At 58.9% G+C, this 14005-nt stretch carries 13 protein-coding genes; 9 read left to right on the top strand and 4 right to left on the bottom strand.

What is annotated here, in order from left to right:
* Window positions 1-2: 2 nt before the first annotated feature.
* Window positions 3-1055 carry a histidinol-phosphate transaminase gene (gene hisC / locus ACA067_RS27895; RefSeq protein ID WP_497459433.1) on the top strand — a complete coding sequence of 351 codons (1053 nt, stop codon included), beginning with the start codon at window positions 3-5 and terminating at the stop codon, window positions 1053-1055.
* A 123-nt stretch (window positions 1056-1178) separates the two neighbouring features.
* Here hisC and algW read toward each other — a convergent pair whose 3' ends face one another.
* Window positions 1179-2339, bottom strand: a complete 1161-nt coding sequence (algW, locus tag ACA067_RS27890; RefSeq protein ID WP_497459432.1) for a Do family serine endopeptidase AlgW — start codon at window positions 2337-2339, stop codon at window positions 1179-1181.
* Window positions 2340-2441: 102 nt separating this feature from the next.
* On the opposite strand from algW, the gene ACA067_RS27885 reads away from it, so the two are divergent.
* From ACA067_RS27885 to ACA067_RS27865, 5 genes are all read left to right on the top strand, one after another.
* Window positions 2442-3200 carry a Nif3-like dinuclear metal center hexameric protein gene (locus ACA067_RS27885; RefSeq protein WP_497459431.1) on the top strand — a complete coding sequence of 253 codons (759 nt, stop codon included), beginning with the start codon at window positions 2442-2444 and terminating at the stop codon, window positions 3198-3200.
* Window positions 3201-3474: 274 nt separating this feature from the next.
* Entirely contained in the window at window positions 3475-4392 is a 918-nt protein-coding gene (gene cysD / locus ACA067_RS27880; RefSeq protein ID WP_064679702.1) for a sulfate adenylyltransferase subunit CysD, read from the top strand.
* A 9-nt stretch (window positions 4393-4401) separates the two neighbouring features.
* The gene (gene cysN / locus ACA067_RS27875) at window positions 4402-6300 is read left to right on the top strand and encodes a sulfate adenylyltransferase subunit CysN (RefSeq protein ID WP_497459430.1); all 1899 of its coding nucleotides are present in this window, start codon (window positions 4402-4404) and stop codon (window positions 6298-6300) included.
* A gap of 441 nt (window positions 6301-6741) precedes the next feature.
* On the top strand, window positions 6742-7425 hold the full coding sequence (locus ACA067_RS27870) for a hypothetical protein (protein WP_497459429.1): 684 nt from the start codon (window positions 6742-6744) through the stop codon (window positions 7423-7425).
* A 79-nt stretch (window positions 7426-7504) separates the two neighbouring features.
* Window positions 7505-8086 (top strand): NMCC_0638 family (lipo)protein, encoded by a 582-nt coding sequence (locus ACA067_RS27865; protein WP_497459428.1) that lies wholly within the window; start codon window positions 7505-7507, stop codon window positions 8084-8086.
* A 100-nt stretch (window positions 8087-8186) separates the two neighbouring features.
* Here the strand turns inward: ACA067_RS27865 and yihG are convergent, their stop codons facing one another.
* Genes yihG through ACA067_RS27850 form a run of 3 tightly spaced genes read right to left on the bottom strand, consistent with a single transcriptional unit; the run spans window position 8187 to window position 11591 of the window.
* Entirely contained in the window at window positions 8187-9092 is a 906-nt protein-coding gene (gene yihG / locus ACA067_RS27860; protein ID WP_497459427.1) for a 1-acylglycerol-3-phosphate O-acyltransferase, YihG family, read from the bottom strand.
* Entirely contained in the window at window positions 9093-11192 is a 2100-nt protein-coding gene (gene pta / locus ACA067_RS27855) for a phosphate acetyltransferase (RefSeq protein ID WP_497459426.1), read from the bottom strand.
* Window positions 11193-11252: 60 nt separating this feature from the next.
* Window positions 11253-11591: a DUF3565 domain-containing protein gene (locus ACA067_RS27850; RefSeq protein WP_497459425.1), complete on the bottom strand. Its 339-nt coding sequence runs from the start codon at window positions 11589-11591 to the stop codon at window positions 11253-11255.
* Between ACA067_RS27850 and ACA067_RS27845 the strand changes: the two genes are divergently transcribed.
* The 3 genes from ACA067_RS27845 (at window position 11560) to ACA067_RS27835 (ending at window position 13966) form a co-directional block, all read left to right on the top strand.
* Window positions 11560-12045, top strand: coding sequence for an FKBP-type peptidyl-prolyl cis-trans isomerase (locus tag ACA067_RS27845; RefSeq protein WP_497459424.1), 486 nt, complete (start codon window positions 11560-11562; stop codon window positions 12043-12045). The genes ACA067_RS27850 and ACA067_RS27845 overlap by 32 nt on opposite strands.
* A gap of 123 nt (window positions 12046-12168) precedes the next feature.
* Window positions 12169-12651, top strand: coding sequence for a glutathione peroxidase (locus ACA067_RS27840; RefSeq protein ID WP_497459423.1), 483 nt, complete (start codon window positions 12169-12171; stop codon window positions 12649-12651).
* A gap of 211 nt (window positions 12652-12862) precedes the next feature.
* Window positions 12863-13966 carry an NADH:flavin oxidoreductase gene (locus tag ACA067_RS27835; protein WP_497459422.1) on the top strand — a complete coding sequence of 368 codons (1104 nt, stop codon included), beginning with the start codon at window positions 12863-12865 and terminating at the stop codon, window positions 13964-13966.
* Window positions 13967-14005: the final 39 nt, after the last annotated feature.

Genomic DNA, 14005 nt, shown 5'->3' with positions numbered 1-14005 from the left:
ACATGAGTAAATTCTGGAGCCCGTTCGTCAAGAATCTGGTGCCTTACGTGCCGGGCGAACAGCCGAAACTGGCCAAGCTGGTGAAGCTCAATACCAATGAAAATCCCTACGGTCCATCGCCCAAAGCCCTGGCGGCGATGCAGACCGAACTGAATGACAATTTGCGTCTGTACCCGGACCCGAACAGCGATCTGCTGAAAAACGCCGTGGCCACCTATTACGGCGTGCAGCCGAACCAGGTGTTCCTCGGCAACGGATCGGACGAAGTCCTGGCGCACATTTTTCACGGCTTGCTGCAACACGACAACGCCGTGTTGTTCCCGGACATCAGCTACAGCTTCTATCCGGTCTACTGCGGCTTGTATGGCATCGACTTCGACGCGGTGCCGCTGGACGCACAGTTCCAGATCAACCCGGCCGATTATGCCAAGCCCAATGGCGGGATCATTTTCCCTAACCCGAACGCGCCGACCGGTTGCCTGCTGGCGCTGGACGCCGTCGAGCAAATCCTTCAGGCCAGCCCGGGTTCGGTGGTCGTGGTGGACGAGGCTTATATCGACTTCGGCGGTGAGACAGCGATCACCCTGGTTGACCGCTATCCGAATTTGCTGGTGACCCAGACCCTGTCCAAGTCCCGTTCACTGGCCGGCCTGCGGGTTGGCCTGGCGGTGGGGCATCCGGACCTGATCGAAGCACTGGAGCGGATCAAGAACAGTTTCAACTCCTATCCGCTGGATCGTCTGGCGAATGTCGGTGCAGCGGCGGCGTTCGAGGACCGTGAGTACTTCGACAAGACCTGTCGGTTGGTGATCGAGAATCGCGAGAAGGTAGTCGCGCAGCTGGAAGAGCAGGGCTTTGAAGTACTGCCGTCGGCGGCCAACTTCATTTTCGCCCGTCATCCACAGCACGATGCAGCGGGCCTGGCGGCGAAGTTGCGCGAGCAGGGCGTGATCGTTCGGCACTTCAAGCAGGAACGGATTGCCCAGTTCCTGCGGATCAGCATCGGGACCCCGGAGCAGAACCAGGCGCTGATCGACGGCCTGGGCGACCTCTAAAACCACCCCTGACCCTGTGGGAGCGAGCTTGCTCGCGATGACGGCTTAACATTCAACGATGATGTTGAATGTTGCGGCCTCATCGCGAGCAAGCTCGCTCCCACAGGGTTTTATGTTGGCCGCTTACTCTTCTTCTTTCTCTTTGACAGGCGCAGGTGGCGGACGCAGTCCGACTTCCGCCATGAGCTTGAGCTCCTTGCCGTTGCGCATCACCTCAATCGTGACCTTGTCGGTCGGCTTGATCCGCGCCACCTGGTTCATCGAACGACGACCATCACCCGCCGGTTCACCGTCGATGGCGAGGATCACGTCGCCCAGTTGCAGGCCGGCCTTCTGCGCCGGGCCGTCACGGAAAATCCCCGCGACCACGATCCCGGGACGTCCCGACAGACCAAACGATTCCGCCAATTCCTGCGTCAACGGTTGCACTTCAATCCCGAGCCAGCCGCGGATCACCTGGCCGTGTTCGATGATCGACTTCATCACGTCCATGGCCAACTTGACCGGAATCGCGAAACCGATGCCTTGCGAACCGCCGGACTTGGAAAAGATCGCCGTGTTGATGCCGGTCAGGTTGCCGTTGGCATCCACCAGCGCCCCGCCGGAGTTGCCCGGGTTGATCGCGGCATCGGTCTGGATGAAGTCTTCGTAATTATTCAAGCCCAACTGATTACGCCCGGTGGCGCTGATGATGCCCATGGTCACGGTCTGGCCGACACCGAACGGGTTGCCGATGGCCAGGGCCACGTCGCCGATGCGGATATTGTCGGAACGGCCGACGGTGATCGAGGGCAGATGCTTCAAGTCGATCTTCAGCACCGCGAGGTCGGTTTCCGGGTCGCTGCCGATCACCCGGGCCAGGGTTTCACGGCCATCCTTCAAGGCGACCACGATCTGGTCGGCGCCGCTGGTCACGTGGTTGTTGGTCAGCAGATAGCCTTCCGGGCTCATGATCACGCCGGAGCCGAGACTCGATTCCATGCGCTTCTGCTTGGGCGAGTTGTCGCCGAAGAAGCGGCGGAACTGCGGATCCTCGAACAGCGGATGGTTCGGTTTGTTGATGACCTTGGTGGTGTACAGGTTGACCACCGACGGCGCGGCCGTGGTCACCGCGTCGGCGTAGGACACCGGGCCCTGTTGCATAAAGGTGGTTTGCGGGGCTTGCTGCAGGTTGACGTCGAGGCTTGGGAGCCCGACCCACTGCGGGTAACGCTGGATGATCAATAGAGCGATAAGCACGCCGGCCAACAGCGGCCAGCCGGAAAAACGCAGCGCCTTGAGCATTAAGCACGTCCTGAGAGGTTGCAGGCAGTATGAGACCGCCCATAATGTCGCGCATTATACGAGGCCAAGCGTGCCTCTGAACGGGATATTTAGGAGTCTTTTATGGCCGTCGCCCTGAGCACCCTGGTCGAAGAAGCCGACCGTTACCTGAACAGTGCCAAGATTGCCGATTACTGCCCGAACGGCTTGCAGGTCGAAGGCCGGCCGCAGGTGATGCGCATCGTCAGTGGAGTCACCGCCAGCCAGGCGTTGCTCGACGCCGCCGTGGAAGCCAACGCCGATCTGGTGCTGGTGCATCATGGCTATTTCTGGAAAGGCGAGAATCCGTGCATCACCGGCATGAAGCAGCGTCGGTTGAAGACGCTGCTCAAGCACGATATCAGCCTGCTTTCCTACCACCTGCCGCTGGATCTGCACCCCGAAGTCGGGAACAACGTGCAGCTGGCTCGCCAGTTGGACATCACTGTCGAGGGGCCGCTGGATCCGGACAACCTCAAGGTTGTCGGCCTGGTCGGTTCATTGAGCGAGCCGGTGACGCCCCGGGATTTTGCCCGCCGCGTGCAGGAAGTCATGGGCCGCGAGCCGTTGCTGATCGAAGGCAGCGAGATGATCCGTCGCGTGGGTTGGTGCACCGGTGGCGGTCAGGGTTACATTGACCAGGCGGTGTTGGCTGGCGTCGATCTGTACCTTTCCGGTGAAGCCTCCGAGCAAACCTTCCACAGCGCCCGGGAAAATGACATCAGCTTCATTGCCGCCGGCCACCACGCCACCGAGCGTTATGGGGTTCAGGCGTTGGGCGATTACCTGGCGCGACGGTTTGCCCTCGAGCACATCTTCATCGATTGCCCGAATCCGATTTGAGGGTATGTGCAAATTCTGTGAGCAGCACCATTCAGAAATGTGGGAGCGAGCTTGCTCGCGATGACTGATTTACATTCAACATTGATGTCGACTGATACACCGCCATCGCGAGCAAGCTCGCTCCCACATGGGGTCTGAGGGGCCCGAACAGGCAGGTATATTCATATACCCTTTCGATCTAGCTCGCGTCCTGATTAGAAGAGGTCGCTGTGCTAGGATTCCCCGCTCGAACACGGCCCGCTGGCCGTCCATAAGATCGTTTTCGTGAGTAGCCATGGTCGACAAACTGACGCATCTGAAACAGCTGGAGGCCGAAAGCATCCACATCATCCGCGAGGTCGCCGCCGAGTTCGATAACCCGGTGATGCTGTACTCCGTCGGTAAAGACTCCGCCGTAATGCTGCACCTCGCGCGCAAGGCATTCTTCCCGGGCAAACTGCCGTTCCCGGTGATGCACGTCGACACCCAGTGGAAGTTCAAGGAAATGTACGCGTTCCGCGACCGCATGGTCGAAGAACTTGGACTGGACCTGCTGGTGCACGTCAATCCCGAGGGCGTGGCACAGGGCATCAACCCGCTGACCCACGGCAGTGCCAAGCACACCGATATCATGAAAACCGAAGGCCTCAAGCAGGCCCTCGACAAGTACGGTTTCGACGCCGCGTTCGGTGGTGCCCGTCGCGACGAAGAGAAGTCCCGTGCCAAAGAGCGCGTGTACTCCTTCCGTGACACCAAGCACCGCTGGGATCCGAAGAACCAGCGCCCGGAGTTGTGGAACGTCTACAACGGCAACGTCAACAAAGGCGAGTCGATCCGCGTATTCCCGCTGTCGAACTGGACCGAACTGGACATCTGGCAGTACATCTACCTCGAAGGCATCCCGATCGTGCCGCTGTATTTCGCCGCCGAACGCGACGTCATCGAGATGAACGGCACCTGGATCATGATCGACGACGAACGCCTGCTCAATCACCTGAGCGACGAAGACAAGGCGCGCATCGTCAAGAAGAAGGTCCGTTTCCGTACACTCGGCGACTACCCGTTGACCGGTGCGGTCGAGTCCGAGGCCACCAGCCTGACCGACATCATTCAGGAAATGCTCCTGACGCGAACTTCCGAACGCCAGGGCCGGGTCATCGACCACGATGGCGCAGGCTCGATGGAAGAAAAGAAACGTCAGGGTTATTTCTAAGGGGTTGTCATGTCGCACGTATCTGATTTGATCAGCGAGGACATCCTCGCCTACCTGGGCCAGCACGAACGCAAGGAAATGCTGCGCTTTCTGACCTGTGGCAACGTCGACGACGGCAAGAGCACCCTGATCGGGCGCCTGCTGCACGACTCCAAGATGATCTACGAAGATCACCTGGAAGCCATCACCCGCGACTCGAAAAAAGTTGGCACCACCGGCGAAGACATCGACCTGGCATTGCTGGTCGACGGCCTGCAGGCCGAGCGTGAGCAGGGCATCACCATCGATGTCGCCTACCGCTATTTCTCCACCGCCAAGCGCAAGTTCATCATCGCCGACACCCCCGGCCATGAGCAGTACACCCGCAACATGGCCACCGGTGCGTCCACCTGTGACCTGGCGATCATCCTGGTCGATGCCCGTTACGGCGTGCAGACCCAGACCCGTCGCCACAGCTTCATCGCCTCGTTGCTGGGCATCAAGCACATCGTGGTCGCCATCAACAAGATGGACCTCAATGGCTTCGACGAAAGCGTATTCGAGTCGATCAAGGCCGATTACCTGAAGTTCGCCGAAGGCATCGCCTTCAAACCGACCACCATGGCCTTCGTGCCGATGTCGGCGCTCAAGGGCGACAACGTGGTGAACAAGTCCGAGCGCTCGCCGTGGTACACCGGCCAGTCGCTGATGGAAATTCTCGAAACCGTCGAAATCGCCAGCGACCGCAACTACACCGACCTGCGTTTCCCGGTGCAGTACGTCAACCGTCCGAACCTGAACTTCCGTGGTTTCGCCGGCACCCTGGCCAGCGGCATCGTGCACAAGGGCGACGAAGTCGTGGTGCTGCCGTCGGGCAAGAGCAGCCGGGTTAAATCCATTGTCACCTTCGAAGGTGAGCTGGAACACGCCGGTCCCGGTCAGGCTGTCACGCTGACCATGGAAGACGAGATCGACATCTCCCGCGGCGACCTGCTGGTGCACGCCGACAACCAGCCGCAAGTGACCGACGCCTTCGACGCCATGCTGGTGTGGATGGCGGAAGAGCCGATGCTGCCGGGCAAGAAATACGACATCAAACGCGCCACGAGCTACGTGCCGGGTTCGATCACCAGTATCGTCAACCGCGTTGACGTGAACACCCTGGAAGAAGGCCCGGCCAGTTCGTTGCAGCTGAACGAGATCGGTCGGGTCAAGGTCAGCCTCGACGCAGCCATCGCCCTGGACGGTTACGCCAGCAACCGCACCACCGGTTCGTTCATCGTCATCGACCGCTTGACCAATGGCACCGTGGCAGCCGGCATGATCATCGCTCAGCCGTTGAGCCATGGCACCAGCACCCACCACGGCAAACTGGCGCACGTCGCCACCGAAGAACGCGCCCAGCGCTTCGGCCAGCAACCGGCCACCGTGCTGTTCAGCGGGTTGTCCGGCGCCGGCAAGAGCACCCTGGCCTACGCGGTTGAACGCAGGCTGTTCGACATGGGCCGCGCGGTGTTTGTACTCGACGGCCAGAACCTGCGTCACGACCTGAACAAAGGTCTGCCCCAGGATCGCGCCGGGCGTACCGAGAACTGGCGTCGTGCCGCGCACGTCGCGCGTCAATTCAACGAAGCCGGCTTGGTGACCCTGGCAGCCTTCGTTGCGCCAAGTGCCGAAGGTCGTGAGCAGGCCAGGGAACTGATCGGCAAGGAACGTCTGCTGACGGTCTACGTCCAGGCCTCGCCGACGGTCTGTGCCGAACGTGACCCGCAAGGCCTGTACGCGGCGGCCGGGGATAACATCCCGGGCGATTCCTTCCCGTACGACGTGCCACTGGACGCCGACCTCGTGGTCGACACCCAGTCGCTGACGCTGGAAGACAGCGTCAAGCAAGTGCTGGATCTGCTGCGTCAGCGTGGCGCGATCTAAGCGTTAGCCGCCAATAAAAAACCCGCCGGTGAGTGATCATCGGCGGGTTTTTTTGTGCCTGTGATATCGCTTTCGCTGCGGTGCGGCGATCCGACAAGCCAGCTCGTCGCACCCTTATCGTACGACGCGGACCCTGTAGGAGCTGGCTTGCCAGCGAAGAGGCCGGTAAATCCAAACAAAAAATCCAACTCATACTTACAGCGCCTCTACTCCCAAAGCCAATATATTCCATATCGAAGTAGTCCGAAAATTAAGAAGTTGTAGGAGAGTTCCTTTAGAAAGCCCTTGTGTCAGACGGTCTTACAAATAAAAAGAAACAACAGATAGGGCCTACGAAAATTTGGGAAGTGTGGGTGGTTACATGTGGTCGGTCGCTAGTGATCTAATTGTTTCAGCGCCATACACAGAGAACTATCTGTCCGACATTTGCGGGGTTCATGCATGATCAAGGCTTGGATAAAGTTCACGATTTTTTTTATTATTGGCTGTTTTCTCCTGGTCGTCTGTGCGGTTTGTTGGCTTGCTTTTGAAGCTGGAAGTGCACATCAGGTGATGAGGCGTTTTGGTGGTATTGAAGTTGTTGGAGATTGGAGTGTCACTCCTTCAGGAGCGGATGATCTTTATGTCAGGGCTGTGAGCCTGAGACCTCAGCAAGACATTGTATACGACATGAGAGCACTTCAGCCATGCACGGAATACACTCGGGAGTGTATGGTGCAGGAGGCTGCTGCGATCAATCTGCAGATGATAAGTACAGGTATGGTACTCAAAGATGTCGACGAATTCTTCGAGAAATACAAACCAAGCGTAGAATCGTTTGACGATGGTTGTCCTGCTATTTATGAAACGACAGCGATTATAAAAGAAAATGAGGTATTGAGCCGTCTTCCAGTAGAGCGACGTCGAATAGCCGCTCAGGAAGTAATGGAGAAAATAAAGAACGATGGAGGGCTAACATATTCACTGGTGACCCCAGAGTGTAGGAGTTTTTTTCGCGAAAAACCCTATATGGCTCGAGCGTACACTCTTTATCTAGCTCTTATCATGCACCGTGCCGAGGGGTCGTTTTCGGCTTCATGGGTGTTTTTAGCGGTACTTCCGGAAATGCGTTCAGGTGCTAGATAGGTAGCGGCAATGATTAATTGTTTCGTGTGTTACTAACAATCAAAACTGTAGTGTTCTGCCGATTCGCTGGGAGCTTCTCATGCAAAAATTAGTTATCGCCACGCTTCTGCTCGCTCTGGCTTCAAGTATTTGCATGGCCAGCGAAGGTGAGGATCAAGCTGCCTCATTCTTCAAGATTTATTCGTCGCTTTGCCTCAAAAATCTTTTCAAGCTTGAGGAGCTGAGAGAAACGCTGAAACCTATGCCAAAGCTTCCGCCTGAAAAGGCAGAGCTGTTTCTGGCAGGTAAACCCGGGGATGCTTGGCCTGTTCCAGACAAATACGCAACAGTCGTACTTAGCTTACTGAAGGGGAAGAGTTTCTGCGCAGTTTATGTCCGCAAGGCAGACCCTGATGCTGCGATAAAAATGTTTACTTCAATGGCCGCAAGTGCGCCATTTCCGATAAAAGTGAAACTGTTAAAAAATGAAACAACGCAAACCATCGTGAATGGACAGATTAAAACTATTTCATACGAATGGTCAGCTCCAAACGCGAAGAGTGGAATGATGTTTACTCTCACGACAGCCTCCGCCGATTTCGCACAAATTCAAGTGCTTGGTTCCGCAGCGGTCGTCAGACTGCGACATTCACCCGAACTTCTGCAGGACATAAACAAATAGCCGAGTCGGCGTGAAATGGAATCTGAGGTAAGAGGTTGCCGTCAGCATGAGCTGCGCTGTATCGCTCCTTCAAGTCTGAAGGAGCGAATTTCACCCTCACTCACTTCCGAACCGGATACTCCCGATGCATCTGCTCCAGCAACGCATCCTTATCCAACCACAACTGATTGATCCACCCCTGAAACTGCAATCGATACTCCCCATCCTGCTCATAATTCTTGCCGATAAACTCCGGCGGAATCTTCAACTCCTGGAAATGCACCACCACATCTTTCACGTTCCCACAGAGCAAATCCCAATACCCCGGACGCCCGCCCGGGTAGTGAATCGTCACGTTGACGATCGACTCCAGCTGCTCACCCATCGCATCCAGTACAAACGCGATGCCACCGGCCTTGGGCTTGAGCAGGTACTTGAACGGTGATTTCTGCTGGGCATGTTTACCCTCGGTGAAGCGCGTGCCTTCGACGAAATTGAAAATGCCCACCGAGTCATGGCGGAACTTCGCACAGGTCTTGCGCGTGGTTGCCAGGTCCTTGCCCTTCTTCTCCGGGTGCTTTTCCAGGTAGGCCTTGGAGTAGCGCTTCATGAACGGAAAGCCCAACGTCCACCAGGCCAGGCCAATCACCGGCACCCAGATCAGCTCTTGCTTGAGAAAAAACTTCAGCGGCTGGATGCGCCGGTTGAGCACGTATTGCAGCACCATGATGTCGACCCAGCTCTGGTGGTTGCTGGTGATCAGGTACGAGTGCCGGTAGTCCAGGCTTTCAAGGCCGCTGAGGTGCCAGCGGGTGCGGCAGACCAGGTCCATCCAGGCTTTGTTGTTGCTGACCCAGGCTTCATGGGTATGGCTCATTAGCCAGCGCGTGAAGCGCTGGGTGAGGGCGAAGGGCAACACCTTGAAGATCGCTACGCAGAACAGGAACGAGCACAGCAAAATGGTATTCAGTGCCAGCAACAACGATGCAATCACGCCGCGTACGGCGGCAGGCAGGAAACCCAGCATTTAAAGATCCAGAGGTCGGTTGGCCGCTTGAATCGCGGTCAACGCGATGGTGTAGACGATGTCATCGATCTGCGCGCCGCGGGGCAGGTCGTTCACCGGTTTGCGCAGGCCTTGCAGCATCGGCCCGAGGCTGACGCAGTCGGCGCTGCGCTGCACGGCTTTGTGGGTGGTGTTGCCGGTGTTCAGGTCAGGGAACACGAACACCGTGGCGCGACCGGCCACCTGGCTGTTCGGCGCCAGTTGCCGGGCGACGGTTTCGTTGGCGGCGGCGTCGTATTGCAGCGGGCCGTCGATCAGCAGCGAGTGCTGTTGTTCATGGGCGAGCAATGTGGCCTCGCGCACCTTCTCGACTTCTTCGCCGCTGGCCGATTCCCCGCTGGAGTAGCTGATCATCGCCACGCGCGGGGTGATGCCGAATGCCGCTGCCGAATCGGCGCTTTGCAGGGCGATCTCCGCCAGTTCGCTGGCGCTCGGGTGCGGGTTCATCACGCAGTCGCCGTAGACCAGCACCTCTTCCGGAAACAGCATGAAAAACACCGACGACACCAGGGTGCAGCCCGGCGCGGTCTTGATCAGCTGCAGCGCCGGGCGGATGGTGTTGGCGGTGGAGTGAATGACCCCGGACACCAGGCCGTCGACCTCATCCAGCGCCAGCATCATGGTGCCGATCACCACGGTGTCTTCCAGTTGTTGCTCGGCCATTGGCGCGTTGAGGCTTTTGGTCTTGCGCAGCGCCACCATCGGCTCGACGTACCGCTCGCGGATCAGGTCCGGGTCGAGAATCTCCAGCCCCGGCGGCAGTTCGATGCCTTGGGCACGGGCCACGGCTTCCACGTCCGCGGGTTTGGCCAGCAGTACGCAGCGGGCAATGCCACGCGCCTGGCAGATCGCCGCCGCTTGCACGGTCAGCGGTTCGCTGCCTTCGGGCAGGACGATGCGCTTGTTGGCGGCCTGGGCGCGCTGGATCAGTTGATAGCGGAACACCGCCGGCGACAGGCGCATTTCCCGTGGTGTGCCGCAGCGCTGGTGCAGCCAGTTGGCGTCGAGGTGGCTGGCGACGAAATCGGTGATGATCTCCGCACGTTCGCGGTCATCGATCGGGATTTCCTTGTTCAGGCCGTTCAACTGGTTGGCGGTGTCGTAGGATCCGGTACTCACCGACAACACCGGCAGGCCCGCCTGTAATGCACCGCGACACAGGTCCATGATGCGCGGGTCGGGCAGGGTGTCGCTGGTCAGCAGCAGGCCGGCCAGGGGCACGCCATTCATGGCCGCGAGGCTGACGGCGAGGATGATGTCGTCGCGATCGCCGGGGGTCACCACCAGCACGCCGGGCTTGAGCAGCTCCACGGTGTTGCGCATGGTGCGGGCGCAGATGATGATTTTGGTCATGCGCCGGGTTTCGTAATCACCGGCATTGAGGATCTGCGCGCCCATCAGGTCGGCGACGTCGCGGGTGCGCGGCGCGTTCAGTTCCGGCTGGAACGGAATGCAGCCGAGCAGTTTGAAATCGCCGCTGCGCAGCAAGGGCGAGTGTTCCTTCATGCGCGAGGCGAAGGCCTCCATGCTTTCGTCGGTCTTGACCTTGTTGAGGATCACGCCGAGGACTTTCGGGTCTTTCGGCCCGCCGAACAATTGCGCCTGCAATTCCACACGGCCGGACAGTTCGGCCAGCACTTCGTTTTCCGGGGCCGAGACCAGGATCACGTCCGCGTCGAGGCTTTTCGCCAGGTGCAGATTGACCCGCGCGGCATAACTGGCGCTACGGGTCGGGACCATGCCTTCGACGATCAGCACGTCCTTGCCGATGGCGGCCTGCTGATAAAGGGTGATGATTTCTTCGAGCAGCTCGTCGAGCTGGCCGTCGCCGAGCATGCGCTCGACATGGGCCAGGCCCAACGGCTGCGGCGGTTTCAAGCCGTGGGTGCGGGCCACCAGTTCGGTGGAGCGTTCAGGCCCGGTATCACCCGGATGGGGCTGGGCAATCGGTTTGAAAAAGCCGACCTTGAGGCCGGCCCGCTCAAGGGTACGTACCAGCCCGAGGCTGATGGAGGTCAGACCCACACCAAAATCGGTGGGCGCGATAAAAAAAGTCTGCATGCGGATTCTCTGGGGGTGCATGGCAATGGTGACAACCTATGACTGGTCGTCTACCGAGTTTCAGTCGCCAAGGTTATCGCTAACCGAGCCCTGTGCACACCAACCGCAAGCAAAGGGCTGGCCTATTTTTTCATTGCGCAACAAAGGGTTCAGCACCCAGGCCCGGGACTGCCACGGTGGCTGGTGGCGCAGGTGCTGAGTGTGGCCGCAGGAAAGCTCGGCCACCCAGTGGCCGTCTTCGTCCTGATGAAAGCCTGTCACCGTCGAGCCTTTCGCTGCGGTCCGTCTGTCCGGGTTGTGTTCGCTTTCGGGCGATTGCTTCGCTAAACTGGGTCTTTCATTATTCTTATGCAAAAGGTCTCGCCCCATGCTGATCGCCGCCAATAAGGCTGTCTCCATCGACTATACCCTGACCAACGACGCTGGTGAGGTCATCGACAGCTCCGCCGGCGGCGCGCCGCTGGTCTACCTGCAAGGTGCAGGCAACATCATTCCGGGCCTGGAAAGGGCCTTGGACGGCAAGGCAGTCGGTGACGAACTGACGGTCGCCGTAGAACCTGAAGATGCCTACGGCGAGTACGCTGCCGAACTGGTCAGCACCCTGAGCCGCAGCATGTTCGAAGGCGTCGACGAACTGGAAGTGGGCATGCAGTTCCACGCTTCCGCTCCGGACGGCCAGATGCAGATCGTTACCATTCGTGATCTGGATGGCGACGACGTCACCGTCGACGGCAACCACCCGTTGGCCGGTCAGCGCCTGAACTTCCAGGTCAAGATCATCGACATCCGTGATGCCAGCCAGGAAGAAGTCGCTCATGGCCACGTCCATGGCGAAGGTGGCCATCATCACTGATTTTCTGCGCTAAGCTTTCGAGAACTGGAGAGGCGCCCGAGGGCGCCTTTTTAGTCCGCGGCCGTCCCTGGTGGCACCGCCAAGTAGCTGTTTCGAGAAGAACACGGGAATCTGGAGTTCGTCATGAGTGCTTTTCACGACCTTAAATTGACAGCCCTGGATGGTCAGGAGCTACCGCTGGCACCCCTCAAGGGGCGCGTCGTGCTTGTGGTCAACGTCGCCTCCAAATGTGGCTTGACCCCACAGTACGCGGCGCTGGAAAACCTCTACCAGCAATACAAAGACCGGGGTTTCAGTGTGCTGGGCTTGCCGTGCAACCAGTTTGCCGGACAGGAACCGGGTACCGAGCAAGAGATTCTGGCGTTCTGCAACCTGAATTATGGCGTGACCTTTCCGTTGTCCAGCAAGCTGGAAGTCAACGGGCACGATCGCCATCAGTTGTACCGTCTGCTGGCGGGCGAGGGCGCTGAATTCCCGGGTGACATTACCTGGAACTTCGAAAAATTCCTGCTCGGCAAGGATGGACGCGTGCTCGCGCGGTTCTCGCCGCGTACGGCTCCGGATGATCCGACGATCGTTAATGCGATCGAAAAAGCGTTGAGCTGAATCAAGATCAAGATCAAAAGATCGCAGCCTTCGGCAGCTCCTACAGGTGTTTACCCTCCCGTGTAGGAGCTGCCGAAGGCTGCGATCTTTTGCTTCTGCCTTTTGAACCTTAATCACCGCAATCAATAGTGCTGTGCATCACTTGCCGCTCTGCATATTATAGACGTCATAAAACATCATCTCGTCGATATCGTTTTCGTGGAGCGCCCCCATGCCCGTCAAAGCCCTGTTCAAACCGTTCCACCTCGGCACCCTGGAACTGCCGACCCGCGTCGTCATGGCCCCGATGACCCGCTCGTTTTCGCCGGGCGGCGTGCCCAATTCCAAAGTGATCGAGTACTACCGTCGCCGCGCCGCCGCCGGCGTCGGGCTGATCATCACCGAAGGCACCACCGTCGGGCACAAGGCGTCCAACGGCTACCCGAACGTACCGCACTTCTACGGTGAAGCAGCACTGGCCGGCTGGAAGAAAGTCGTCGACGCGGTCCACGCCGAAGGCGGCAAGATTGTGCCTCAGCTGTGGCATGTCGGCAGTGTGCGCCGCATCGGCACCGAACCGGATGCCAGCGTGCCGGGTTACGGTCCGTCGGAAAAACTCAAGGACGGTCAGGTCGTGGTTCACGGCATGAGCAAGCAAGATATCCAGGACGTGATTGCTGCCTTCGCCCAGGCGGCCAAAGATGCCCGGAGCATCGGCATGGACGGCGTGGAAATCCACGGTGCCCACGGCTATCTCGTCGACCAGTTCTTCTGGGAAGGCAGTAACCAGCGCACTGACGAATACGGCGGTAGCCTGGCCAACCGTTCGCGTTTCGCCATCGAACTGGTTCAGGCGGTGCGGGCAGCGGTCGGCGAAGGGTTCCCGATCATCTTCCGTTTCTCCCAGTGGAAGCAGCAGGATTACTCCGCGCGCCTGGTGCAAACCCCGCAAGCGCTGGGCGAGTTCCTCAAGCCGTTGTCCGACGCCGGCGTGGACATTTTCCATTGCTCGACGCGCCGTTTCTGGGAGCCGGAGTTCGATGGTTCCGAGCTGAACCTGGCAGGCTGGACGCGCAAGCTCACCGGCAAGCCGACCATCACGGTCGGTAGTGTCGGCCTGGACGGCGAATTCCTGCAGTTCATGGTCAACACCGACAAGATCGCCCAGCCGGCCAGTTTGGAAAAACTGCTGGAGCGGTTGAACAACGATGAGTTCGACCTGGTGGCGGTAGGGCGTGCGCTGCTGGTGGACCCGGACTGGGCGCAGAAGGTGCGTGATGGGCGTGAGGAAGACATTTTGCCGTTCAGCCGTGAGGCGTTGATGACGCTGGTTTAAGCGGAGCCTTCACTGGCCTCATCGCGGGCAAGTCGAATC

It is taken from the genome of Pseudomonas sp. LBUM1674 (genome assembly GCF_059695635.1).
This window is presented reverse-complemented; position numbering and strand designations above follow the sequence as displayed.

Bases quoted from the DNA above. Each gene is read 5' to 3' on its own strand.
- ACA067_RS27870 (WP_497459429.1), top strand. From the start codon at position 6,742: ATGATCAAGGCTTGGATAAAGTTCACGATTTTTTTTATTATTGGCTGT.
- ACA067_RS27835 (WP_497459422.1), top strand. From the start codon at position 12,863: ATGCCCGTCAAAGCCCTGTTCAAACCGTTCCACCTCGGCACCCTGGAA.
- pta (WP_497459426.1), bottom strand. From the start codon at position 11,192: ATGCAGACTTTTTTTATCGCGCCCACCGATTTTGGTGTGGGTCTGACC.
- hisC (WP_497459433.1), top strand. From the start codon at position 3: ATGAGTAAATTCTGGAGCCCGTTCGTCAAGAATCTGGTGCCTTACGTG.
- cysN (WP_497459430.1), top strand. From the start codon at position 4,402: ATGTCGCACGTATCTGATTTGATCAGCGAGGACATCCTCGCCTACCTG.
- yihG (WP_497459427.1), bottom strand. From the start codon at position 9,092: ATGCTGGGTTTCCTGCCTGCCGCCGTACGCGGCGTGATTGCATCGTTG.
- ACA067_RS27840 (WP_497459423.1), top strand. From the start codon at position 12,169: ATGAGTGCTTTTCACGACCTTAAATTGACAGCCCTGGATGGTCAGGAG.
- ACA067_RS27845 (WP_497459424.1), top strand. From the start codon at position 11,560: ATGCTGATCGCCGCCAATAAGGCTGTCTCCATCGACTATACCCTGACC.
- ACA067_RS27850 (WP_497459425.1), bottom strand. From the start codon at position 11,591: ATGGAGACAGCCTTATTGGCGGCGATCAGCATGGGGCGAGACCTTTTG.
- algW (WP_497459432.1), bottom strand. From the start codon at position 2,339: ATGCTCAAGGCGCTGCGTTTTTCCGGCTGGCCGCTGTTGGCCGGCGTG.
- ACA067_RS27885 (WP_497459431.1), top strand. From the start codon at position 2,442: ATGGCCGTCGCCCTGAGCACCCTGGTCGAAGAAGCCGACCGTTACCTG.
- cysD (WP_064679702.1), top strand. From the start codon at position 3,475: ATGGTCGACAAACTGACGCATCTGAAACAGCTGGAGGCCGAAAGCATC.
- ACA067_RS27865 (WP_497459428.1), top strand. From the start codon at position 7,505: ATGCAAAAATTAGTTATCGCCACGCTTCTGCTCGCTCTGGCTTCAAGT.